The following is a 16,723-nucleotide window of genomic DNA, read 5'->3' as shown; positions in this document are numbered from 1 at the left end:
TCGGGCCCCGGCCGGGGGAAACCGGCCGGGGCCCTAACTCACCTGCGAGGTAGGTCAGTTGTAGGGGATGCGCAGGACGGAGGAGCTGCCCTGCGACTGGGTGGCGCCCACCCTCAGCCGGGCGGGCGCGTTGCCGATCGCCGACCAGACCTCCAGCCGCACCGTGCCGTGGACGAGGTTGCCCGGGGCCCCGGTGGCCGACACCGGACCGGCGCCCGCGCCGGAGTACCGCTCCCAGCCGTCCACCGGGTCGGTGGCGAAGTAGCGGTAGGTCTCGACCCGGTCGAAGGCGCCGTCGCCGTCGAGGTCGTAGGAGACCCGGGCCTGCTGCCCCAGCCCGACGGCGCCGCCGGCGTCGACGAAGAGGTCGAAGTCGGTGCCGGCGCCCGGCCGCAGGGTGCCGGTGACGTTGCGGATCTCGTAGCTCCTGGCCTGGTAGGGCGTGCCGTCGTGGTTGGCCCCGCCCGCCGAGGGGAGGGTGTCGACCGCCGCACCGGATCCGTATGCCGCGGTGAGCGCGCCCGAGGCCTGCAGGTAGAAGGTGTTCCCGGCGGTGGGCGGAACCGTCGGGCTCGCCGTCGGCGACGGCGAGGCGGTCGGGGAAGTGGTCGGCGAGGGCGAGGCCGTCGGCGAGGGCGAGGCGCCGCCCGTCCCGCCGTCCTGGAAGGAGCCCCGCTCACTGGCGGTCGAGCGGGCGGGCACCGTCAGGCTGTACCCGTCCGAGAACCGCACGGTGCGGGCGGCGGTGGTGTAGTTGTGCGCGACGTGCGTCCGGACGGCGCCGTTGGCGAACACGGCCGCGGTCGGGCTGTCCGCGGTGGTGGCCGGATCCAGGGTGCCGAGCACGGCGAGGTTGCGGATCCAGTGGTCGGTGTGCGCCTTGGACTCGCCCTCCTCCGGGGTGTAACCGGCCTTCCCCGCCTCCCAGTTGGCCTTGGCCGCGGCCGGGTCGGCGAGCGCCTGGAACTCCCAGAGCAGATCCCGCCAGTCGGTGAACGTACCGCCGTTGTTGGCCCGCAGCTCGTTCAGGTTCGCCGTGACGGCGTCCTTGCGCCGCGCCAGGTAGAGCGAACCACCCGTCACCGGGAGCACGTTGATGCCGTGGATCATCCCGGGGGCGGCGGTCCACCAGGTCGAGTAGGCCGCGCCGCTGCCCCAGACCATGCCGACGGTGTCGTGCCCGAAGGAGGCGGGGAAGACGGCGTGGTCGGCGTCGAACCAGTACTGCTGCACCGCGTTGGCCTCGGTGGTGTAGAGGTAGATGCCGAGGTCGCGCAGTGCGGTGTCGCCGGTGGCGGAGCCGTAGAGGATCAGCCCGGAGCTGAAGTTGAGCGACTCGGAGGAGGACTCCTCGTTGTTGCCCGCCGCGAAGGCGGCGTGGCCGGAGGCCCAGCCCTGGCCGGCGTACGGGTCGAAGTTGCGCAGCAGCGGGAAGCGGGTGTCGGCGCGGTCGGCGTTGGCGGCGTCCTTGGCCAGCAGCTTGACCATCCCGCCCCAGGCCGGGTCGGCGGCCCAGGCGGCGTCGTAGCGGGCCACCGTGGCGGCGGCCTGGACGAAGTACCCGTAGTGGAAGTGGTGGTCGTTGAGTTCGGCGTCGGTGCCGTACGAGGCCGGGTAGCCGATCAGGGTCTTCCAGGCGGCGTCGTAGGCGAAACCGGTCGATCCGCCGCCCTTGAACCAGGTCTGCAGGCGGCCCCTGATCAGTCCGAGCAGCTTGTCCCTGGTCGCGGCGTCACCCAACTGGTCGGCGATCGGAACGAGTTGGGCGAGCCGGCCGAGCGCCTTGCCGGTCCAGTAGGTGTCGGTGGCGCCCTGGAACGGGTCGGCGGCGTCGGCCGCCTCGCGGACCAGGGCGCCGAGGACGGCCCGGTCGGTCCCGCCGGTGTCCGGCAGCGAGGGCAGCACGCCGTTGACGCTCTGCACGGTGGTGAAGCCGTCGCCCTGCCGGACCTTCATCAGGCCGCGCGGGGAGGTGTAGGTGAGCGCGGTGAGCGGGTCGGCGGTGGCCGTCCACTGGTGGCGGTAGAGGGCCAGCAGGGTGCCGGTCCGGGTGCCCTCCTGGGCGGTCGTGGTGGCGGTGTACGTGGTGGCGAGGGTGCCCGCGGCGGCCTGGTACTGCCAGCCGACCCTGGTGTCGGTGACGAAGCTGTAGGCGTAGTCGCGGAACAGCGCGAGGTCGCCCGGCGAGGGCAGGACGGCCACCGAGTAGTAGTCCTTGGCGCCCAGGGCGGCGGTCAGCGTGGTGCCGTTGACCGTCCAGTCGGTGCCGGTGGGGGCGAACAGGCCGTAGTGGTGGCCGCCGACGGTGATGCCGAGGACGTTGCCCTGGTCCGCGAAGACGGTGGGGGCGCCGGCCGCGGTGACCTGCGCGGCGCCGCCGCTGGCGTGGGCGTACACGTAGGGCAGGCCGTGGCCGATGGTCGCGGTGAAGGTGTGCGCGCCGTCCGACCAGGAGGGGGTGACCGTCCAGTCGGACCAGCCGTCCACCCTGGTGTCCGGGGAGTTGAGCCCGGCCACGCCGAGGGTGAGGTCGCGGGTGTGGGTGAAGTCGTACTGGCGGCCGTCCGGGGTGACGGTCGGCGCGGTCGGGTAGCCGACCTCCAGTCCGGCGGCCTGCGCCTTGAAGGTGAACGGGTGGGCGTACATGTTCTCGGAGTACGGGTTGCCCGCGTAGCGCTGGTAGATCAGCGAGGACCACCAGTCGTTGGTCGGCGCGGCGCGGCCGGCCATCCGGGCGGTGACCTTGGGGGTGACGGGGGCGCCGTCGGAGTTGCTCGGACCGACGGTGCCGGCCGGGCGGCTGTCGCTGTAGCCGCCGAGTCCGACCGGGACGGTCGCGGCGGCGGCGGTGCCGGCCCCGGTCAGAGCGGTCAACGCGGCCGCGGCGGCCAGGGCGAGCGCGGTCACGGCGGCGGCCGGTCTGCGCAGAGGGCGGTGCTTCATGAGTGGTCCACCTCGGGGTGGGGGATGGGGGGTGGATTGAAAGCGCTCTCAGCGATCGGACGGTAGAGGGGTCGGCGAGGGGGTGTCAACGGGCCCGGCGGGATCTGGTGCATTCAGGTCCCGAACGCATGACCGCTACAACATCCTGGATTACGTTCAGGTTTCAGGGTCTTGACGACCACACTGCCCGCCGGGCAGTCTCCCGACATCACTGAGAGCGCTCTCAAGGAGATTTCATGCGCCCCAGCTCTGTCGCCCTCGGCTCCGCCGCGCTCGTGGCCGCCCTGCTCCTCACCTCCTGCGGCAGCTCCGGCGGCTCCGCGGACACCGCGGCCGGCGGCAAGGTGACGCTCACCGTGGACCTCTTCGGGACCTTCGGGTTCAAGGAGAGCGGCCTCTACGAGGAGTACATGAAGCTGCACCCCGCCATCACCGTCAAGCAGACCGACACCCAGGACGAGGGCCAGTACTGGCAGGCCCTGCAGACCAAGCTGGCGGGCGGCGGCGGCCTCGCCGACATCCAGGGCGTCGAGGTCGGCCGGGTCGCCGGACTGCTGCAGAAGCAGGCCGACAAGTTCACCGACCTCAGGAGCCTCGGCCTCGGCGCGGTCAACGACGACCTGGTCCCCTGGAAGGGCGCCGCCGTCAAGGCCGCCGACGGCCGGATCCTGGGCGCCGGCACCGACATCGGGCCCGAGGCGATCTGCTTCCGCACGGACCTCCTCAAGGCCGCCGGCCTGCCCACCGACCGCACCGAGCTGGCCGCCAGGTGGTCGACCTGGCAGGGCTACCTGGACCTCGGCCGGCAGTACGTCGGCAAGGCCGGCGCCGGCAACACCTGGACGGACAGCGCGGCGGGCGTCTTCACCGCCGAGGTCGGCCAGCAGAAGGTGCGCTACGCCGACGCGGCCGGCAAGCCCGTCTTCGACAGCAACCCGGCCGTGCAGAGCGCCTGGACGGACGCCACCCGGCTGGTCGCCGACGGCCTGTCCGCGAAGCTGCCGCAGTGGACCCCGGAGTGGAACAAGGCCTTCACCACCGGCAAGTTCGCCACCCTCAGCTGCCCCGCCTGGATGATCGGCTACATCAAGGGCCAGGCCGGCACGGCCGGTTCGGGCACCTGGGACATCGCCCCGGGCCCCGGCCGGACGGGCAACTGGGGCGGCTCGTACCTGACCGTCCCGAAGAGCGCCAAGCACCCCAAGGAGGCGGCCGAGCTGATCCGGTGGCTCACCGCCAAGGAGCAGCAGACCACGCTCTTCACCAAGCAGGGCTCCTTCCCGTCCTCCACCGGCGCGCAGACCGCCATCAAGGGCGTTCAGGACCCGTACTTCAACAACGCCCCGATCGGCGAGATCTTCAGCGAGTCCGCCGCCAACATGCCGGTCCAGGTGCTCGGCGTGGACGACGGTGTGATCGGCAAGGCGTTCACCGACGCCCTCGGCGAGGTCGAGCGGACCGGCACCGCACCGGACACCGCCTGGAAGCACGCGCTGGACACCGTCCGGACGGCCGCCGGGAACTGACGGCACGTCGGATCACTCAAGGGACCTTCATGGCCACCACCACCTCAGCCCGGCTGCCCGCGGCCCGCCCGGCGGGCGCCCGCCCCCGCCGGACCGGGCGGCTCGCCCCGTACGGCTTCGTCGCGCCGTTCTTCGTCCTGTTCGCCGCGTTCGGCCTCTTCCCGCTGCTCTACACCGCCTATGTCTCGCTGCACCGCGTCGAGTTGCAGACCTCCGACCGGATGGACTGGCTGGGGCTGCGGAACTACACCCGGCTGCTGGACGATCCGTTCTTCTGGAACGCGCTGCGCAACACCTTCACCATCGGCGTGCTCTCCACCGTCCCGCAGCTGCTGATCGCCCTCGGCCTGGCCCACCTGCTCAACTACCGGCTGCGCGGCCGCACCTTCTTCCGGGTGGCGATGCTGATGCCGTACGCGACCTCGGTCGCCGCCGCCACCCTGGTCTTCGCCCAGCTCTTCGGGCGCGACTACGGGCTGATCAACTGGCTGCTGGGCAGCGCCGGGCTGAGCCCGGTGGACTGGCAGGCCGACACCTGGGCCTCGCAGTTCGGCGTCTCCGCGATCGTGACCTGGCGCTGGACCGGCTACAACGCGCTGATCTACCTGGCCGGCATGCAGGCCATCCCCGGCGAGCTGTACGAGCAGGCGGCGGTGGACGGCGCCTCGCGCTGGCAGCAGTTCCGCCACGTCACCGTGCCGGGCCTGCGTCCGACCATCGTGTTCACCGTGGTGGTCTCCACCATCGGGGCCACCCAGCTGTTCGGTGAGCCGCTGCTGTACGAGGGCAACGCCGCCGGCGGCATCTCCCACCAGTACCAGACCCTCGGCCTCTACCTGTACGAGCAGGGCTGGAGCTTCTTCCACCTGGGCCGCGCCGCGGCGGTGGCCTGGGTGATGTTCCTGCTGATCGTCGTACTCGCCCTGGCCAACGCGGCGCTCGCCGCCCGGGCCGGCCGAAGGGACCGGTGACCGCCATGCGCTCCACCCGACGCTCCCCGCTGCACGGCGGCCCGCTCGCGTACACGGCGCTGATCGCCGCCACGCTGGTGTCCGTCTTTCCGTTCTACTGGACGCTGGTGGCCGCCAGCCGGTCCAACTCCGAGCTCAGCGCGGCCACTCCGGCCCTCACACCCGGCCCGAGCCTGTTCCACAACCTCGGCGAGGCCCTCCAACAGGCCTCGATCGGCACCGCGTTGCTCAACTCCCTGCTCGTCTCCGGCCTCGTCACCGCGGGCGTGGTGCTCTCCTCCACCCTCGCCGGGTTCGCCTTCGCCAAGCTGCGGTTCCGCGGCCGCGGCCTGCTGCTGGCGGTCACCGTGGGCACCATGATGATCCCGCCGCAACTCGGGGTGATCCCCTTGTTCATGCTGATCGTCCGGCTCGACCTGCAGAACAAGCTGCCCTCGGTGATCCTGCCCTCGCTGGTCTCGGCGTTCGGGGTGTTCTTCATGCGGCAGTACCTCGTCCAGGCGCTGCCCGACGAGCTGATCGAGGCCGGCCGGGTCGACGGCGCCTCGCTGCTGCGGATCTTCCGTTCGATCGTGCTGCCGGCCGCCCGGCCGGGCATGGCCGTGCTCGGCATGCTGACCTTCATGGCCACCTGGAACGACTTCTTCTGGCCGATCGTGGCCCTGAGCTCGCAGAACCCCACCGTGCAGGTCGCGTTGAAGTCCCTCGGCCAGGGGTACGTCCCCGACCAGTCCGTCATCATGGCCGGCACCCTCCTCGGCACCCTGCCCGTCCTGCTGGTCTTCGGCCTGCTGGGCCGCCAGATCGTCGGCGGGATCATGCAGGGCGCCGTCAAGGGCTGACGCCCGACTCACCGCCAAGGAAGGCGACATGACCCTCGAAGCCCCCACCGCCCCGACCCGCTCCGGCTTCCCCGCCGGCTTCGTCTGGGGTGCGGCGACCGCCGCCTACCAGATCGAGGGAGCCGCCGCCGAGGACGGCCGCACGCCCTCGATCTGGGACACCTTCAGCCGACGCCCCGGTGCCGTCCGCAACGGCGACACCGGCGACATCGCCGCCGACCACTACCACCGCTACCGCGAGGACGTCGCGCTGATGGCCGAACTCGGCCTGGGCGCCTACCGGTTCTCGCTCTCCTGGCCGCGCGTCCGGCCCGGCGGCCGCGGCCCGGCCAACCCGGCCGGCCTGGACTTCTACGACCGGCTGGTGGACGAGCTGCTCGCCCGCGGCATCGCCCCGGTCGCCACCCTCTACCACTGGGACCTGCCCCAGGAGTTGGAGGACGAGGGCGGCTGGACGGCCCGGGACACCGCGTACCGCTTCGCCGAGTACGCCGCGCTGGCCGCCGACCGGCTCGGGGACCGCGTCCCGACCTGGACCACCCTCAACGAGCCCTGGTGCAGCGCCTTCCTCGGCTACGGCAACGGCGTGCACGCACCCGGCCGCAGCGATCCGGCCGCCGCGCTCACCGCCCACCACCACCTGCTGCTCGCCCACGGCCTCGCCACCGGCGTGCTGCGCGAGCGGCTCCCGGCCGCCGCCCAGGTGTCGCTCACCCTCAACCTGGCCGCCGTCCGCCCGCTGACCACCGACCCCGGGGACACCCGGGCGGCCCGCCGGATCGACGGCCTGGCCAACCGGATCTTCCTGGACCCGGTGTTCCACGGCCGCTACCCCGCCGACGTCCTGGCCGACACCGCCCACCTCGCCGACTGGGCCTTCGTCCGCGACGGCGACCTCGCCGAGATCTCCCGGCCGATCGACGCGCTCGGCCTCAACTACTACACCCCCACCGTGGTCGCCGCCGACGACCCGGCCGCCCCGGCGCCGCGCCAGGACGGCCACCAGGGCGAGCGCTCGCCCTGGCCGGCCGACGAGGGCGTCCGCTTCCTCCCCGCCGAGGGCAGCCGCACCGCGATGGGCTGGCCGGTCGACGCCGACGGCCTGTACGAGCTGCTCACCCGGCTGCGCGACGACCTGCCCGGCCTGCCGCTGCTGGTGACGGAGAACGGCGCGGCCTACGAGGACTACGCCGACCCGTCCGGGGCGGTGCACGACCCCGAGCGGGTGGCCTACCTGCACGGCCACCTCGACGCCGTCCGCCGCGCGATCGCCGACGGCGCCCCGGTGCGCGGGTACTTCCTCTGGTCGCTGCTGGACAACTTCGAGTGGGCGTACGGCTACGGCAAGCGGTTCGGCATCGTCCACGTGGACTTCGCCAGCCAGCGCCGCACCCCCAAGGACAGCGCCCACTGGTACGCCGAGGTCGTCCGCACCGGCCGGCTGCCCGGCTGAGCGGGGCGGAGGAATACTCCTGGGGCAGGTGGGGTTGACGCACCGACACCGCGCAGGGGCCGCCACATCGGGGCCGCCGCGCCGGGGCCATCATCGAGGGGGAGCAGATGTCGAGCAGTGCCGTCGTCCACGGGAGCGTCGCACCGGGTTTCGAGCAGGTGCGGGAGGAGTTCGCCGCCGTGGCCGCCGCCGAGTCCGACCTCGGCGCCCAGCTGGCCGCCTACGCCGACGGGCGGCGGGTGGTGGACCTCTGGACGGGCGAGGGCGTGACGGCCGATTCGCTGCTCGCGCTGTTCTCCTCGGGCAAGGGCGCCGCCCACCTGGTGGTGGCCCTGCTGGTCCAGGAGGGCGTGCTCGGCCTCGACGAGCGGGTGGCCCGGTACTGGCCGGAGTTCGCCGCCGAGGGCAAGGGCGGCGTCACCCTGCGGCAGCTGCTGGAGCACCGGGCCGGGCTGATCGGCGTCGACGGCGGCTTCACCCTCCGGGAGCTGGCGGACGACCGCCTGCTCGCCGCCCGGCTGGCCGGGCAGAAGCCGCACTGGGAGCCCGGGACGGGCTACGGCTACCACGCCTTCGTGATCGGCGCGCTCACCGGCGAGGTGGTCCGCCGCCGCACCGGGCGCTCCGTCCAGGAGCTGTTCGAGGAGCGGATCCGGGCCCCGTACGGGCTCGACTTCCACCTCGGCCTGCCGCAGGAGCTGGAGCCGCGCTACCTCCCGGTGCAGCCCGCCCGGCTCACCCCGGAGCAGGAGGCACTGGCCGCGGCCGGCGCGCCCGCCCCCGACAGCCTCACCGGGATCGCCTTCAACCTCAACGCCGGCCCGCCCACCGATCTGGTGGAGTTCGCCAACACGCGCGCGGTGCGCGCCCTCGGCCCGGCCTCCGCCGGGAGCGTGGGCACCGCCCGCGGGCTGGCCGCGATGTACGCGGCCGCCATCAGCGAGGTCGACGGCCGGGCGCCGCTGCTCACCCCGGAGACGGTCGCCGAGTTCGGCCCGGCCCGGACCACCGGCACCGACCTGGTCACCGGCGAGCAGGACCACTTCGGCCTCGGCTTCGAGGCGCAGCACTCGCGCTACCCGTTCCTCGGCCCCGACGCGTTCGGGCACAGCGGCGCGGTGGGTGCGCAGTCCTTCGCCGATCCGCGCAGCGGCGTCGGCTACAGCTACACCCGGCGCCGCTTCGGCTTCGGCGACGGCGGCGGCGCCGCGGAGAACCACCGGCTGGCGGCGGCGGTGGTCCGGGCCGCCGCAGCCGCCCGCGCGACCACCGCCTGAGGTACCGGCCGGCGGCCGGGGGGACCGCGCGCAGCGGCGGCCGACCCCCGTCGGGTGCGACACGTCGGGCCGCGGAGCGGCGGTGCGGCCCGTCAGCGCCCGGTCCGCCGGTAGCGTGCGGGGGGAGGCCGCCGTCGATCACCGCTGATCGGCTCCCGGCCGCCGACCACCGGGCGGCCGGGGCGCTGCGCGTGCCGCCGCCATGCACCGCCGAAGGGGACGAGACGGGTGGCCGAGCCTCAGCTGACACCGGAGGTCTTCGACCGGGCCATCGTGGCGATCGCCCTGACCGCGGGGCCGGACCACATCCTGGTGTACCGCAACGACGCCTTCCGCGACCTGTTCGGACCGCGGCCGACCGGTCGGCCGATGCGGGAGCTGTTCACCGAGCCGGGGGTGAACCGGTTCCTCGAGTCCCTCGACCTGGTCCTCGCCGACGGGACGGCCCGGCAGGTCACCACGCCCCGCACCGTGGAGACCTCGCACGACGACCCGGACGGCCACCGGCACTTCGTCTACAGCTGCTCGCCGGTCTCCTCCCGGTTCGGCCCCGGGGTGCTGGTCTCCGCGATCGACACCACCGCCGAGGTGCACTCCGCGCACCAGGCCGAGCAGCTGTCGACCGAGCGCCTGCACGCGCTGCAGCGCTACGAGGCGCTGATGTCGGCCGTCTCCCAGCTGGTCTGGCTCACCCGCGCGGACGGCTCGATGGTCGAGCTGGTCCCGGGCTGGGAGGAACTGACCGGGCACCCCTGGCGGGAGACCATGGACGAGGAGTGGTTCGAGCTCATCCACCCGCAGGACCGGGACGCCCTGGCCCGGCGCTGGCTGGAGGCGGCGGAGGGCGAGCCGTCGATGTTCGAGCACTCCTTCCGGGTGCGGACCGTCGGCGGGGAGTACCGCCACATCGCCGCCCGGGCGGTGCCGATCGTGCGCGACGGCCGGCTGGTGGAGTGGATCGGCGCCACCTCCGACATCGAGGACCGGTGGCGCAACCGGCTGCGCGAGCGGCTGCTCGCCCGCGCCGTCGCGGTCACCGAGGCCACCCGCGCCGAGGACGCCTTCGCGGCCGTCGCCGAGCTGGTGGTCCCCGACCTCACCGACGCCTGCACCGTGTTCCTGCTCTCCGGCCGGGAGCACTCCTCGCAGCCCGACGAGATCCGCGGCATCCGGATCGCCTCGATCGCCCGGCCCGGTCTGCCGCCGCTGCCGGGTCTGCGCCAGCAGACCTTCGTCCTCGGCCCCGCCGCCCGCCGGGTGGTGGCCGACCGCACCCCCGTCGTGCTGACCTTCCCGGCCGACCGGGTGCCGCCGGGCCTGGTCCCCGCGGAGTCCTCCCGGTGGCTCGCCCGGGCCGGCGCCACCAGCCTCACCCTGCTGCCGATCGTCATCGACGGCGCCACCGTCGCCCTGGCCGCGGCCGCCGGGTGCGACGGCACCCCGCCGCCGGGCCGCGCCGACATCGAGCTGCTCCAGGAGGTCCTGCAGCGCGCCCAGGCGCCGCTGCGCCAGACCCTGGAGCTCCAGCGCACCCGGCACGCGGCCCTCGTCCTCCAGCGGGCCCTGCTCACCGCTCCGCCGACCGTGCCCGGGGCCGAGCTCGCCGCCCGCTACCAGCCCGGCAACCGTGCCGCCGAGGTCGGCGGCGACTGGTACGACGCCTTCGTGCTGCCCGACGACTCCCTCGCGCTGACCATCGGCGACGTGGCCGGCCACGACCTGACCGCCGCCACCACGATGGGCCAGCTGCGCAGCATGCTGCGGTCCATCGCCTACAACCGCACCCATCTGCACACGCCCGCCTACGCCCTCGCCGAGCTGGACACCGCCGCCGACGGGCTCGGCGTCGCCGCCTTCGCCACCGCCATCCACCTGCACCTCGCCCGCGCCGGGAGCGGCTGGCAGGCGGCCTGGTCCAACGCCGGGCACCCGCCGCCGCTGCTGGTCCCGGCCGAGGGGCCCGCCCGGTTCCTCACCACGGACGAGGCCGATCTGCCGCTCTGCGTGGCCCCCGCCGAGGCGCGCCACACCCACGACACCCTGATCGAGGCGGGCGACACCCTGCTGCTGTACACCGACGGACTGGTCGAGGTGCCCGGCGAGAACCTGGCCACCGGTCTGGCCCGGCTGGCCGACGCCGTGGACGAGGGGCACGGCCTGCCGCTCGCGGCGCTCTGCGACCACCTGCTCGCGGAGGTCCCGGACGCCCGCGACGACATCGCCCTGATCGCGTTCCGCGCCGACCCCCCGCCGTCGCCGGCCGCGCCCGGCCCGCCGCACCCGGGCTGACCGGCGGCGGCCGGCCGGGTGCGGGTAGATTGCCTGGATCCTCCGCCCCGCCCCCCAGGAGCTCCCCGTGCTCGACACCACCGATGCCGCCCTGGTACGCGAACTGCAGCGCGACGGCCGGGTCAGCTACCAGCGGCTGTCCGAGCTCCTCGGCATCTCGCGGGAGGCGGCGCGGGCCCGGGTGCAGCGGCTGCTCCGGCACGGCGAGGTGCGGATCGTCGGCATCGTGCCGCCCGCCGTCGCCGGGATCGAGGCGGTCGCCCACGTGTCCCTGGACGTGTCCGGCCCGAGCGGGCCGGTCGCGGCGGTGGCGGCCGGGCGGCGGGCGGCCAGCTTCGTCTCCTGCACGGCCGGGCCGCACGGGGTGATCGCCGAGGTCCGGGTGGCCGACGCGGCCGCGCTGGAGCGCGAGTTCGCGGCGCTGCGGGCGGCGCCCGGGGTGCGCGGGCTGGAGGTGTTCCGCTGCGCCGAGCTGGTCCGGGACGCCTACTCCCCCGAGGTCGCGGGGGTGCGGCCCGGCCCGCCGCCCGCGCTGGACGAGGCGGACCGCCGGCTGCTCGGGCTGCTGCAGCTCGACGGACGGGCCAGCTTCGCCGCGCTGGCCGAGCAGATCGGGCTGTCCCAGCCGGCCACCCGGGCGCGGGTGCTGCGGCTGCTGGAGGAGGGCGCGGTGCACGTGACCGGGCTGGTGGAGTCGCGCGCGCTGGGGGTGCGGGAGGCCGCCGGGGTGGGCCTGGGGGTGCTGGGGCCGGCCCGGGCGGTCGCGGAGGCGGCCGCCGCGCTGCCGGGGGTCAACTACGTGGCGACCGGCTACGGGCGCTTCGACGTGGTGTGCGGGCTGGACGCCCCGGACCGCTCGGCGCTGCTCGCCGGGCTGGAGGCGGTACGCGGTCTGCCGGGGGTCGGCCGCTCGGAGTCCTGGTTCCACCTGGGGATCGTCAAGGAGTCCTACACCTACGATCTGCCCATCCGGTAGGCGATTCACTCTCTTGCGCACCATGGTGCGAATGATTCACCGGGCGGGGAACATTTGACAGGCGAAAAGATACACAACCGCCCTTGACGCGTTCTTTTCGCCTCGCCTTCAATGGCCGGACACCTTCCCCCGCGAGAGAATCCGGTCCCCCGATGACGTCATCTCCTCCCCCACCGCCCGCGGTCGCGGCACTGCCGCGCTCGCTGGGCGTCTTCGGCGGGGTCCTGCTGACCCTGTCGTGCGTGACGCCCGCGTCGTCGCTCTTCATCGTCGTGCCGCCGCTGCTCCAGTCGCAGGGCAGCGGCGCGGTCATCAGCCTGCTGGTGGCGGCCGTGCTCTCGCTCGGGGTGGGCCTGTGCTACGCCGAGCTCGGCACCCTGGTGCCCAGCGCCGGCGGCGAGTACTCGATCGTCGGCCAGGTGCTCGGCCGGCTGGCCGGCTGGCTGGTGTTCGTGATCTCGATCGTCTCCCTGCTGGTGATCCCGCCGATCATCGCGCTCGGCACGGCGGACTACCTCGGCTCGGTGCTCTCGCTGGACCCGGCGGTCGCCGGCTGCGCCGTGATGGCCCTCGCCGTCGCGGTCGGCGTGCTGGACATCAAGTCCAACGCCCTGATCACCGGTGTCTTCCTGGGCCTCGAAGTCCTCGCCGCGGGCGTCGTCACGGTGCTCGGCCTGACCCACATCCAGCAGCCCGCCTCGACCCTGGTGCACGCGGTCGTCCCGGACGGGCAGGGCGGCACCAGCCCGTTCACCCTCGGGCTGCTGATCTCCGGACTGGCCGTGGCGATCTTCACCTACAACGGCTTCGGCACCGCCGTCTACCTCTCCGAGGACCTGCGCGACCCGCGCCGCTCGGTGGCCCGGACCGTCCTGTGGTCACTGCTGGCCGGGGTCCTCGTCATCACCGTGCCGGTGATCGCGATCTGCCTGGGCGTCTCCTCCCCGGACCAGCTGGCGACGGGCGACCTGGTCGCCATCGTCGACTCCTGGGCGGGCAGCACGGTCGGCACCTTCGTCAGCCTCTGTATCGCCGCCGCCATCCTCAACGCCGTCATCGTGATGGTGATCCAGAACGGCCGGGTGCTCTACGCCTCCGCCCGCGACCGCACCTGGCCCGACCCGGTGAACCGCGCCCTCGCCACCCTGCACCCGCGCTGGGGCTCCCCCTGGGTGGCCACCCTCGCCATCGGGCTGCCCGGCGCGGTGCTGGCGCTGACCGTCCCGATCAGCGCCCTGCTCGGCTTCACCGGCGTGGTCGTCGCGGTGATCTACCTGCTGCTCGGCGTCGCCGCCCTCGCCGCCCGGCGCGGCCGCCACCAGTCCACCGGCGCCTGGCGGATGCCGCTGTGGCCGCTCGCCCCCGTCCTCACCACCCTGGTCCTCGGCTACACGCTCACCCAGCAGGCCGGCCGGGACCTGCTGATCACCCTCGCGGTGCTGCTCGTCGGGGTCCTCTACTGGTTCCTCTACCTGCGTCCGCGCAGCGCCACCCACTGGGTGCTCAGCCTCCCGGCCGACCAAGCCGACCAGGCCCGTGCCGAGCGTGCCGACCAGGCCGAGCAGCCGGGCAGCACCCTCGCCGCCGCCACCACCGTTTCGGAGAAGCCGTGAACCGCCCCGCCGAACTGATCGTCCACAACGCCCACGTGCACACCGTCGACGACCGGCACCCCCGGGCCGAGGCGGTCGCCGTCCGCGACGGGCGGATCGCCTGGGTCGGCGACGGCGACGGCTGGCGCGAGCTGGCCGGCCCCGGCACCGAGGTGGTCGACGCCCGCGGACGCCTGCTGGTGCCCGGCTTCGTGGACAGCCACAACCACGTCCGGCTGGGCTCCGACGCGGCCTGCGTCCAGCTGGCCGGCGCGGCCGACCTGCCCGAGATCGGCCGCCGGATCGCCGACTGGCTGCGGCACAACCCGACCGCCGACTGGGTCGAGGCCGAGGCCTTCGACTACTCCGCCATCCCCGGCGGGCGGATGCCCACCGCCGCCGACCTCGACCCGTACACCGGCGACCGGCCCGCCTTCGTGCTCAGCTACGACGTGCACACCGCCTGGCTGAACACCGCGGCCCTGCGCCGCCTCGGCATCACCGCGGCCACCGGTGAACTCGCCTTCGGCACGGTCCGCAAGGACCCGGCCACCGGCGAACCGACCGGGTTCCTCACCGACTTCGCCGTCCGCGGCCTCTCCCGCGACGGCCACCGGGCGCTGCGCGCCGCCGGCGTCCCGTGGGCCGACCCGGACCGGCAGTACGGCCGGCTCTGCGCCAGTCTCGACATGGCCGCCCGGTACGGCCTGACCACCGTCGTGGAACCGCAGAACTCCCTGGACGACCTGGCCCTGTTCGAGCGGGCCATCGCCGAGGGCCGGCTGCGCTCGCGGCTGGTCGCCGCGCTGTTCCACCCGCGCGGCACCACCGCGGCGGAGCTCGCGGAGTTCGCCGCGGCCGCCCGCCGCCACGACGGCGACCGGTTCCGGGTCGGTCCGCTCAAGCTGTACATCGACGACGTGGTGGAGCCGCACACCGCCGCCCTGCTGGAGCCGTACGCGGGCCACCACAGCCACCGCGGCGAGACCTTCTACCCCGCCGAGGAGTTCGCCGAGGTGCTGGCGGGCCTCGACGCGGCCGGCTTCCAGGCCTTCGTGCACGCCACCGGCGACCGGGGCATCCGGACGGTCCTGGACGCCGTCGAGCACGCCCGCCGGGTCAACGGCGCCCGCGACGCCCGCCACCAGGTGGTCCACGTGGAGTGCCTCGACCCGGCCGACGTGCCGCGCTTCGCCGAACTCGGCGTGGTCGCCTGCATGCAGCCCCGGCACTGCTCGCCCGACATCGCCGGGCCGGGCCGCGACTGGGCCGAGGCCGTCGGTGAGCAGCGCTGGTCCAAGGCCTGGCCGATGCGCAGCCTCCAGCAGGCCGGTGCGGTGCTGGCCTTCTCCAGCGACTGGAACGTCGCCGAGATGGACCCGCTCGTCGGCCTCTACACCGCCGTCACCCGCCAGGGCCTGGACGGCGGCGAGCCCTGGATGCCCGGCGAGACCGTCTCCCTGGCCGCCGCCCTGCGCGGCTACACGCTGGGCAGCGCCTACGCCAACTTCCTGGAGGACAGCCTGGGTTCGATCACCCCGGGGAAGCTGGGCGACCTCGTCCTGCTCTCCGAGGACCTCTTCGCGCTGGACCCGAAGGCCATCCTGGACACCCGGGTCGACCTCGGCGTCGTCGGCGGCGAGGTCGTCCACCGGGCCGGCTGACGCCCGGGCCCGCCGCCGCCGCCCCGGCCGCGGCAGCGGGCCCCGGCACAGGCCTGCGGCCCCCGGCTCAGCCCAGCGGGACCGCCTCGGCGAGCAGCCGGTAGGAGTCGAGCAGCGCGGCCCGGTCGTGGGTGCTGGTGGTCACCAGGTACTCGTCGGCCCCGGTGCGCTCCATCAGCGCGCGGAGCTCGGCGACGGCCTGCGCCGGGGTGCCGGCGATGTGCCCGCCCAGCGCCTGCTGGTAGGCGGCGCGCTCGCGCGGGCTCATCTCCCGGTCCAGCACCTCCCCGGCCGGGAGCAGCGGCGGGAACTCGCCATGGGTGCGGGCGTAGGCGCTCGACCAGGCCTCGGCGACCAGCAGCTCCGCGGCCCGCTCGGCACTCCCGGCCACCGCCACCGTGCCCGAGACCACGACGTAGGGCTCCGGTGCCTGCGCCGAGGGGCGGAACCGGGCCCGGTAGCGGTCGATGGCGGCGAGCATCCGGTCCGGCCCGTGCGCGGCGGCGATGACCAGCGGAAGCCCGGCGTCGGCGGCGAGGTCGGCGCCCGCACCGGTGGCCAGCACGAAGGCGGGGACGTGCAGCCCCTCGGCGGGCCGGGCGTGCACGTCGCGGTGGGTGCGCGGCGACCCGTCGAAGTAGCCCAGCAGCTCGGCGAGCTGCTCCGGGAAGCGGTCGGCGGCGTCCTTGTCCCGGCCGAGCGCCCGCCGGACGCCGTCCGTGAAGGCCACCGAGCGGCCCAGTCCCATGTCGATCCGGCCGGGGAAGAGCGCGGCGAGCACCCCGAACTGCTCGGCCACCACCAGCGGCTGGTGGTTGGGGAGCATCACGCCGCCCGTCCCGACCCTGATCCGCGTCGTGGCGGCGGCCACCGCCGCGGCCAGCACCGTCGGCGCCGAACCGGCCACCCCCGGCACGCCGTGGTGCTCCGACACCCAGAACCGGTGGTAGCCCAGCCGCTCCACCTGCTGCGCGAACGCCACCGTCTCGCGCAGCGCCCGCGCCGGCTCCTCGCCCTGTCGCGTCCTGGAGCGGTCCAGTACGGAGAGGCGGATCGTCGTCGCGTCGGTGGCCATGTGGGCAGTAACGATCACCGGCGCGGGTCGCATTCCCCGCGCTGTCCCGTCCCCGGCGCTGCCCCCCCTTCCCCCCGCTGCCGGATTCCCCGCGCTGTCGGAGCCGTCTGTTTGG

The 16,723-nt window shown here is 74.3% G+C and carries 11 protein-coding genes; 9 read left to right on the top strand and 2 right to left on the bottom strand.

Translation table 11 applies throughout. The annotated features are described in order from the left end of the window. Positions 1 to 54: 54 nt before the first annotated feature. Complete coding sequence (locus tag ACFVVX_RS10250) at positions 55 to 2,943, bottom strand: glycosyl hydrolase (RefSeq protein WP_387943535.1); 2,889 nt, start codon at positions 2,941 to 2,943, stop codon at positions 55 to 57. A 236-nt stretch (positions 2,944 to 3,179) separates the two neighbouring features. Here ACFVVX_RS10250 and ACFVVX_RS10245 point away from each other — a divergent pair, with 236 nt between their 5' ends. From ACFVVX_RS10245 to ACFVVX_RS10205, 9 genes are all read left to right on the top strand, one after another. Continuing rightward, positions 3,180 to 4,469, top strand: coding sequence for an extracellular solute-binding protein (locus ACFVVX_RS10245; RefSeq protein WP_387943534.1), 1,290 nt, complete (start codon positions 3,180 to 3,182; stop codon positions 4,467 to 4,469). A 29-nt stretch (positions 4,470 to 4,498) separates the two neighbouring features. Then, entirely contained in the window at positions 4,499 to 5,440 is a 942-nt protein-coding gene (locus tag ACFVVX_RS10240) for a carbohydrate ABC transporter permease (protein WP_387943533.1), read from the top strand. Positions 5,441 to 5,445: 5 nt separating this feature from the next. Beyond that, positions 5,446 to 6,282, top strand: coding sequence for a carbohydrate ABC transporter permease (locus tag ACFVVX_RS10235; protein ID WP_387943531.1), 837 nt, complete (start codon positions 5,446 to 5,448; stop codon positions 6,280 to 6,282). A 28-nt stretch (positions 6,283 to 6,310) separates the two neighbouring features. Continuing rightward, positions 6,311 to 7,735, top strand: coding sequence for a GH1 family beta-glucosidase (locus tag ACFVVX_RS10230; RefSeq protein WP_387943529.1), 1,425 nt, complete (start codon positions 6,311 to 6,313; stop codon positions 7,733 to 7,735). A gap of 107 nt (positions 7,736 to 7,842) precedes the next feature. Further along, complete coding sequence (locus ACFVVX_RS10225; RefSeq protein ID WP_387943527.1) at positions 7,843 to 9,012, top strand: serine hydrolase domain-containing protein; 1,170 nt, start codon at positions 7,843 to 7,845, stop codon at positions 9,010 to 9,012. 228 nt (positions 9,013 to 9,240) lie between these two features. Then, complete coding sequence (locus ACFVVX_RS10220; RefSeq protein ID WP_387943525.1) at positions 9,241 to 11,301, top strand: SpoIIE family protein phosphatase; 2,061 nt, start codon at positions 9,241 to 9,243, stop codon at positions 11,299 to 11,301. A gap of 67 nt (positions 11,302 to 11,368) precedes the next feature. Further along, a complete protein-coding gene (locus ACFVVX_RS10215; protein ID WP_387943523.1) occupies positions 11,369 to 12,277 on the top strand; it encodes an Lrp/AsnC family transcriptional regulator in 909 nt (302 codons plus the stop codon). A 152-nt stretch (positions 12,278 to 12,429) separates the two neighbouring features. Then, a complete protein-coding gene (locus ACFVVX_RS10210; RefSeq protein WP_387943521.1) occupies positions 12,430 to 13,890 on the top strand; it encodes an APC family permease in 1,461 nt (486 codons plus the stop codon). Beyond that, positions 13,887 to 15,533, top strand: a complete 1,647-nt coding sequence (locus ACFVVX_RS10205) for an amidohydrolase (protein ID WP_387943519.1) — start codon at positions 13,887 to 13,889, stop codon at positions 15,531 to 15,533. Before ACFVVX_RS10210 ends, ACFVVX_RS10205 begins: the two co-directional genes overlap by 4 nt. Before the next feature lie 67 nt (positions 15,534 to 15,600). Here ACFVVX_RS10205 and ACFVVX_RS10200 read toward each other — a convergent pair whose 3' ends face one another. Beyond that, positions 15,601 to 16,608, bottom strand: coding sequence for an MsnO8 family LLM class oxidoreductase (locus ACFVVX_RS10200; RefSeq protein WP_387943517.1), 1,008 nt, complete (start codon positions 16,606 to 16,608; stop codon positions 15,601 to 15,603). Between the last annotated feature and the right edge of the window lie 115 nt (positions 16,609 to 16,723).

Source organism: Kitasatospora sp. NPDC058170 (assembly GCF_042883905.1).
In the GTDB taxonomy this organism is placed as follows: Bacteria; Actinomycetota; Actinomycetes; order Streptomycetales; family Streptomycetaceae; genus Kitasatospora.
Note: the sequence above shows the minus strand (reverse complement) of the source record. Positions and strands in the feature narration are given on the sequence as shown.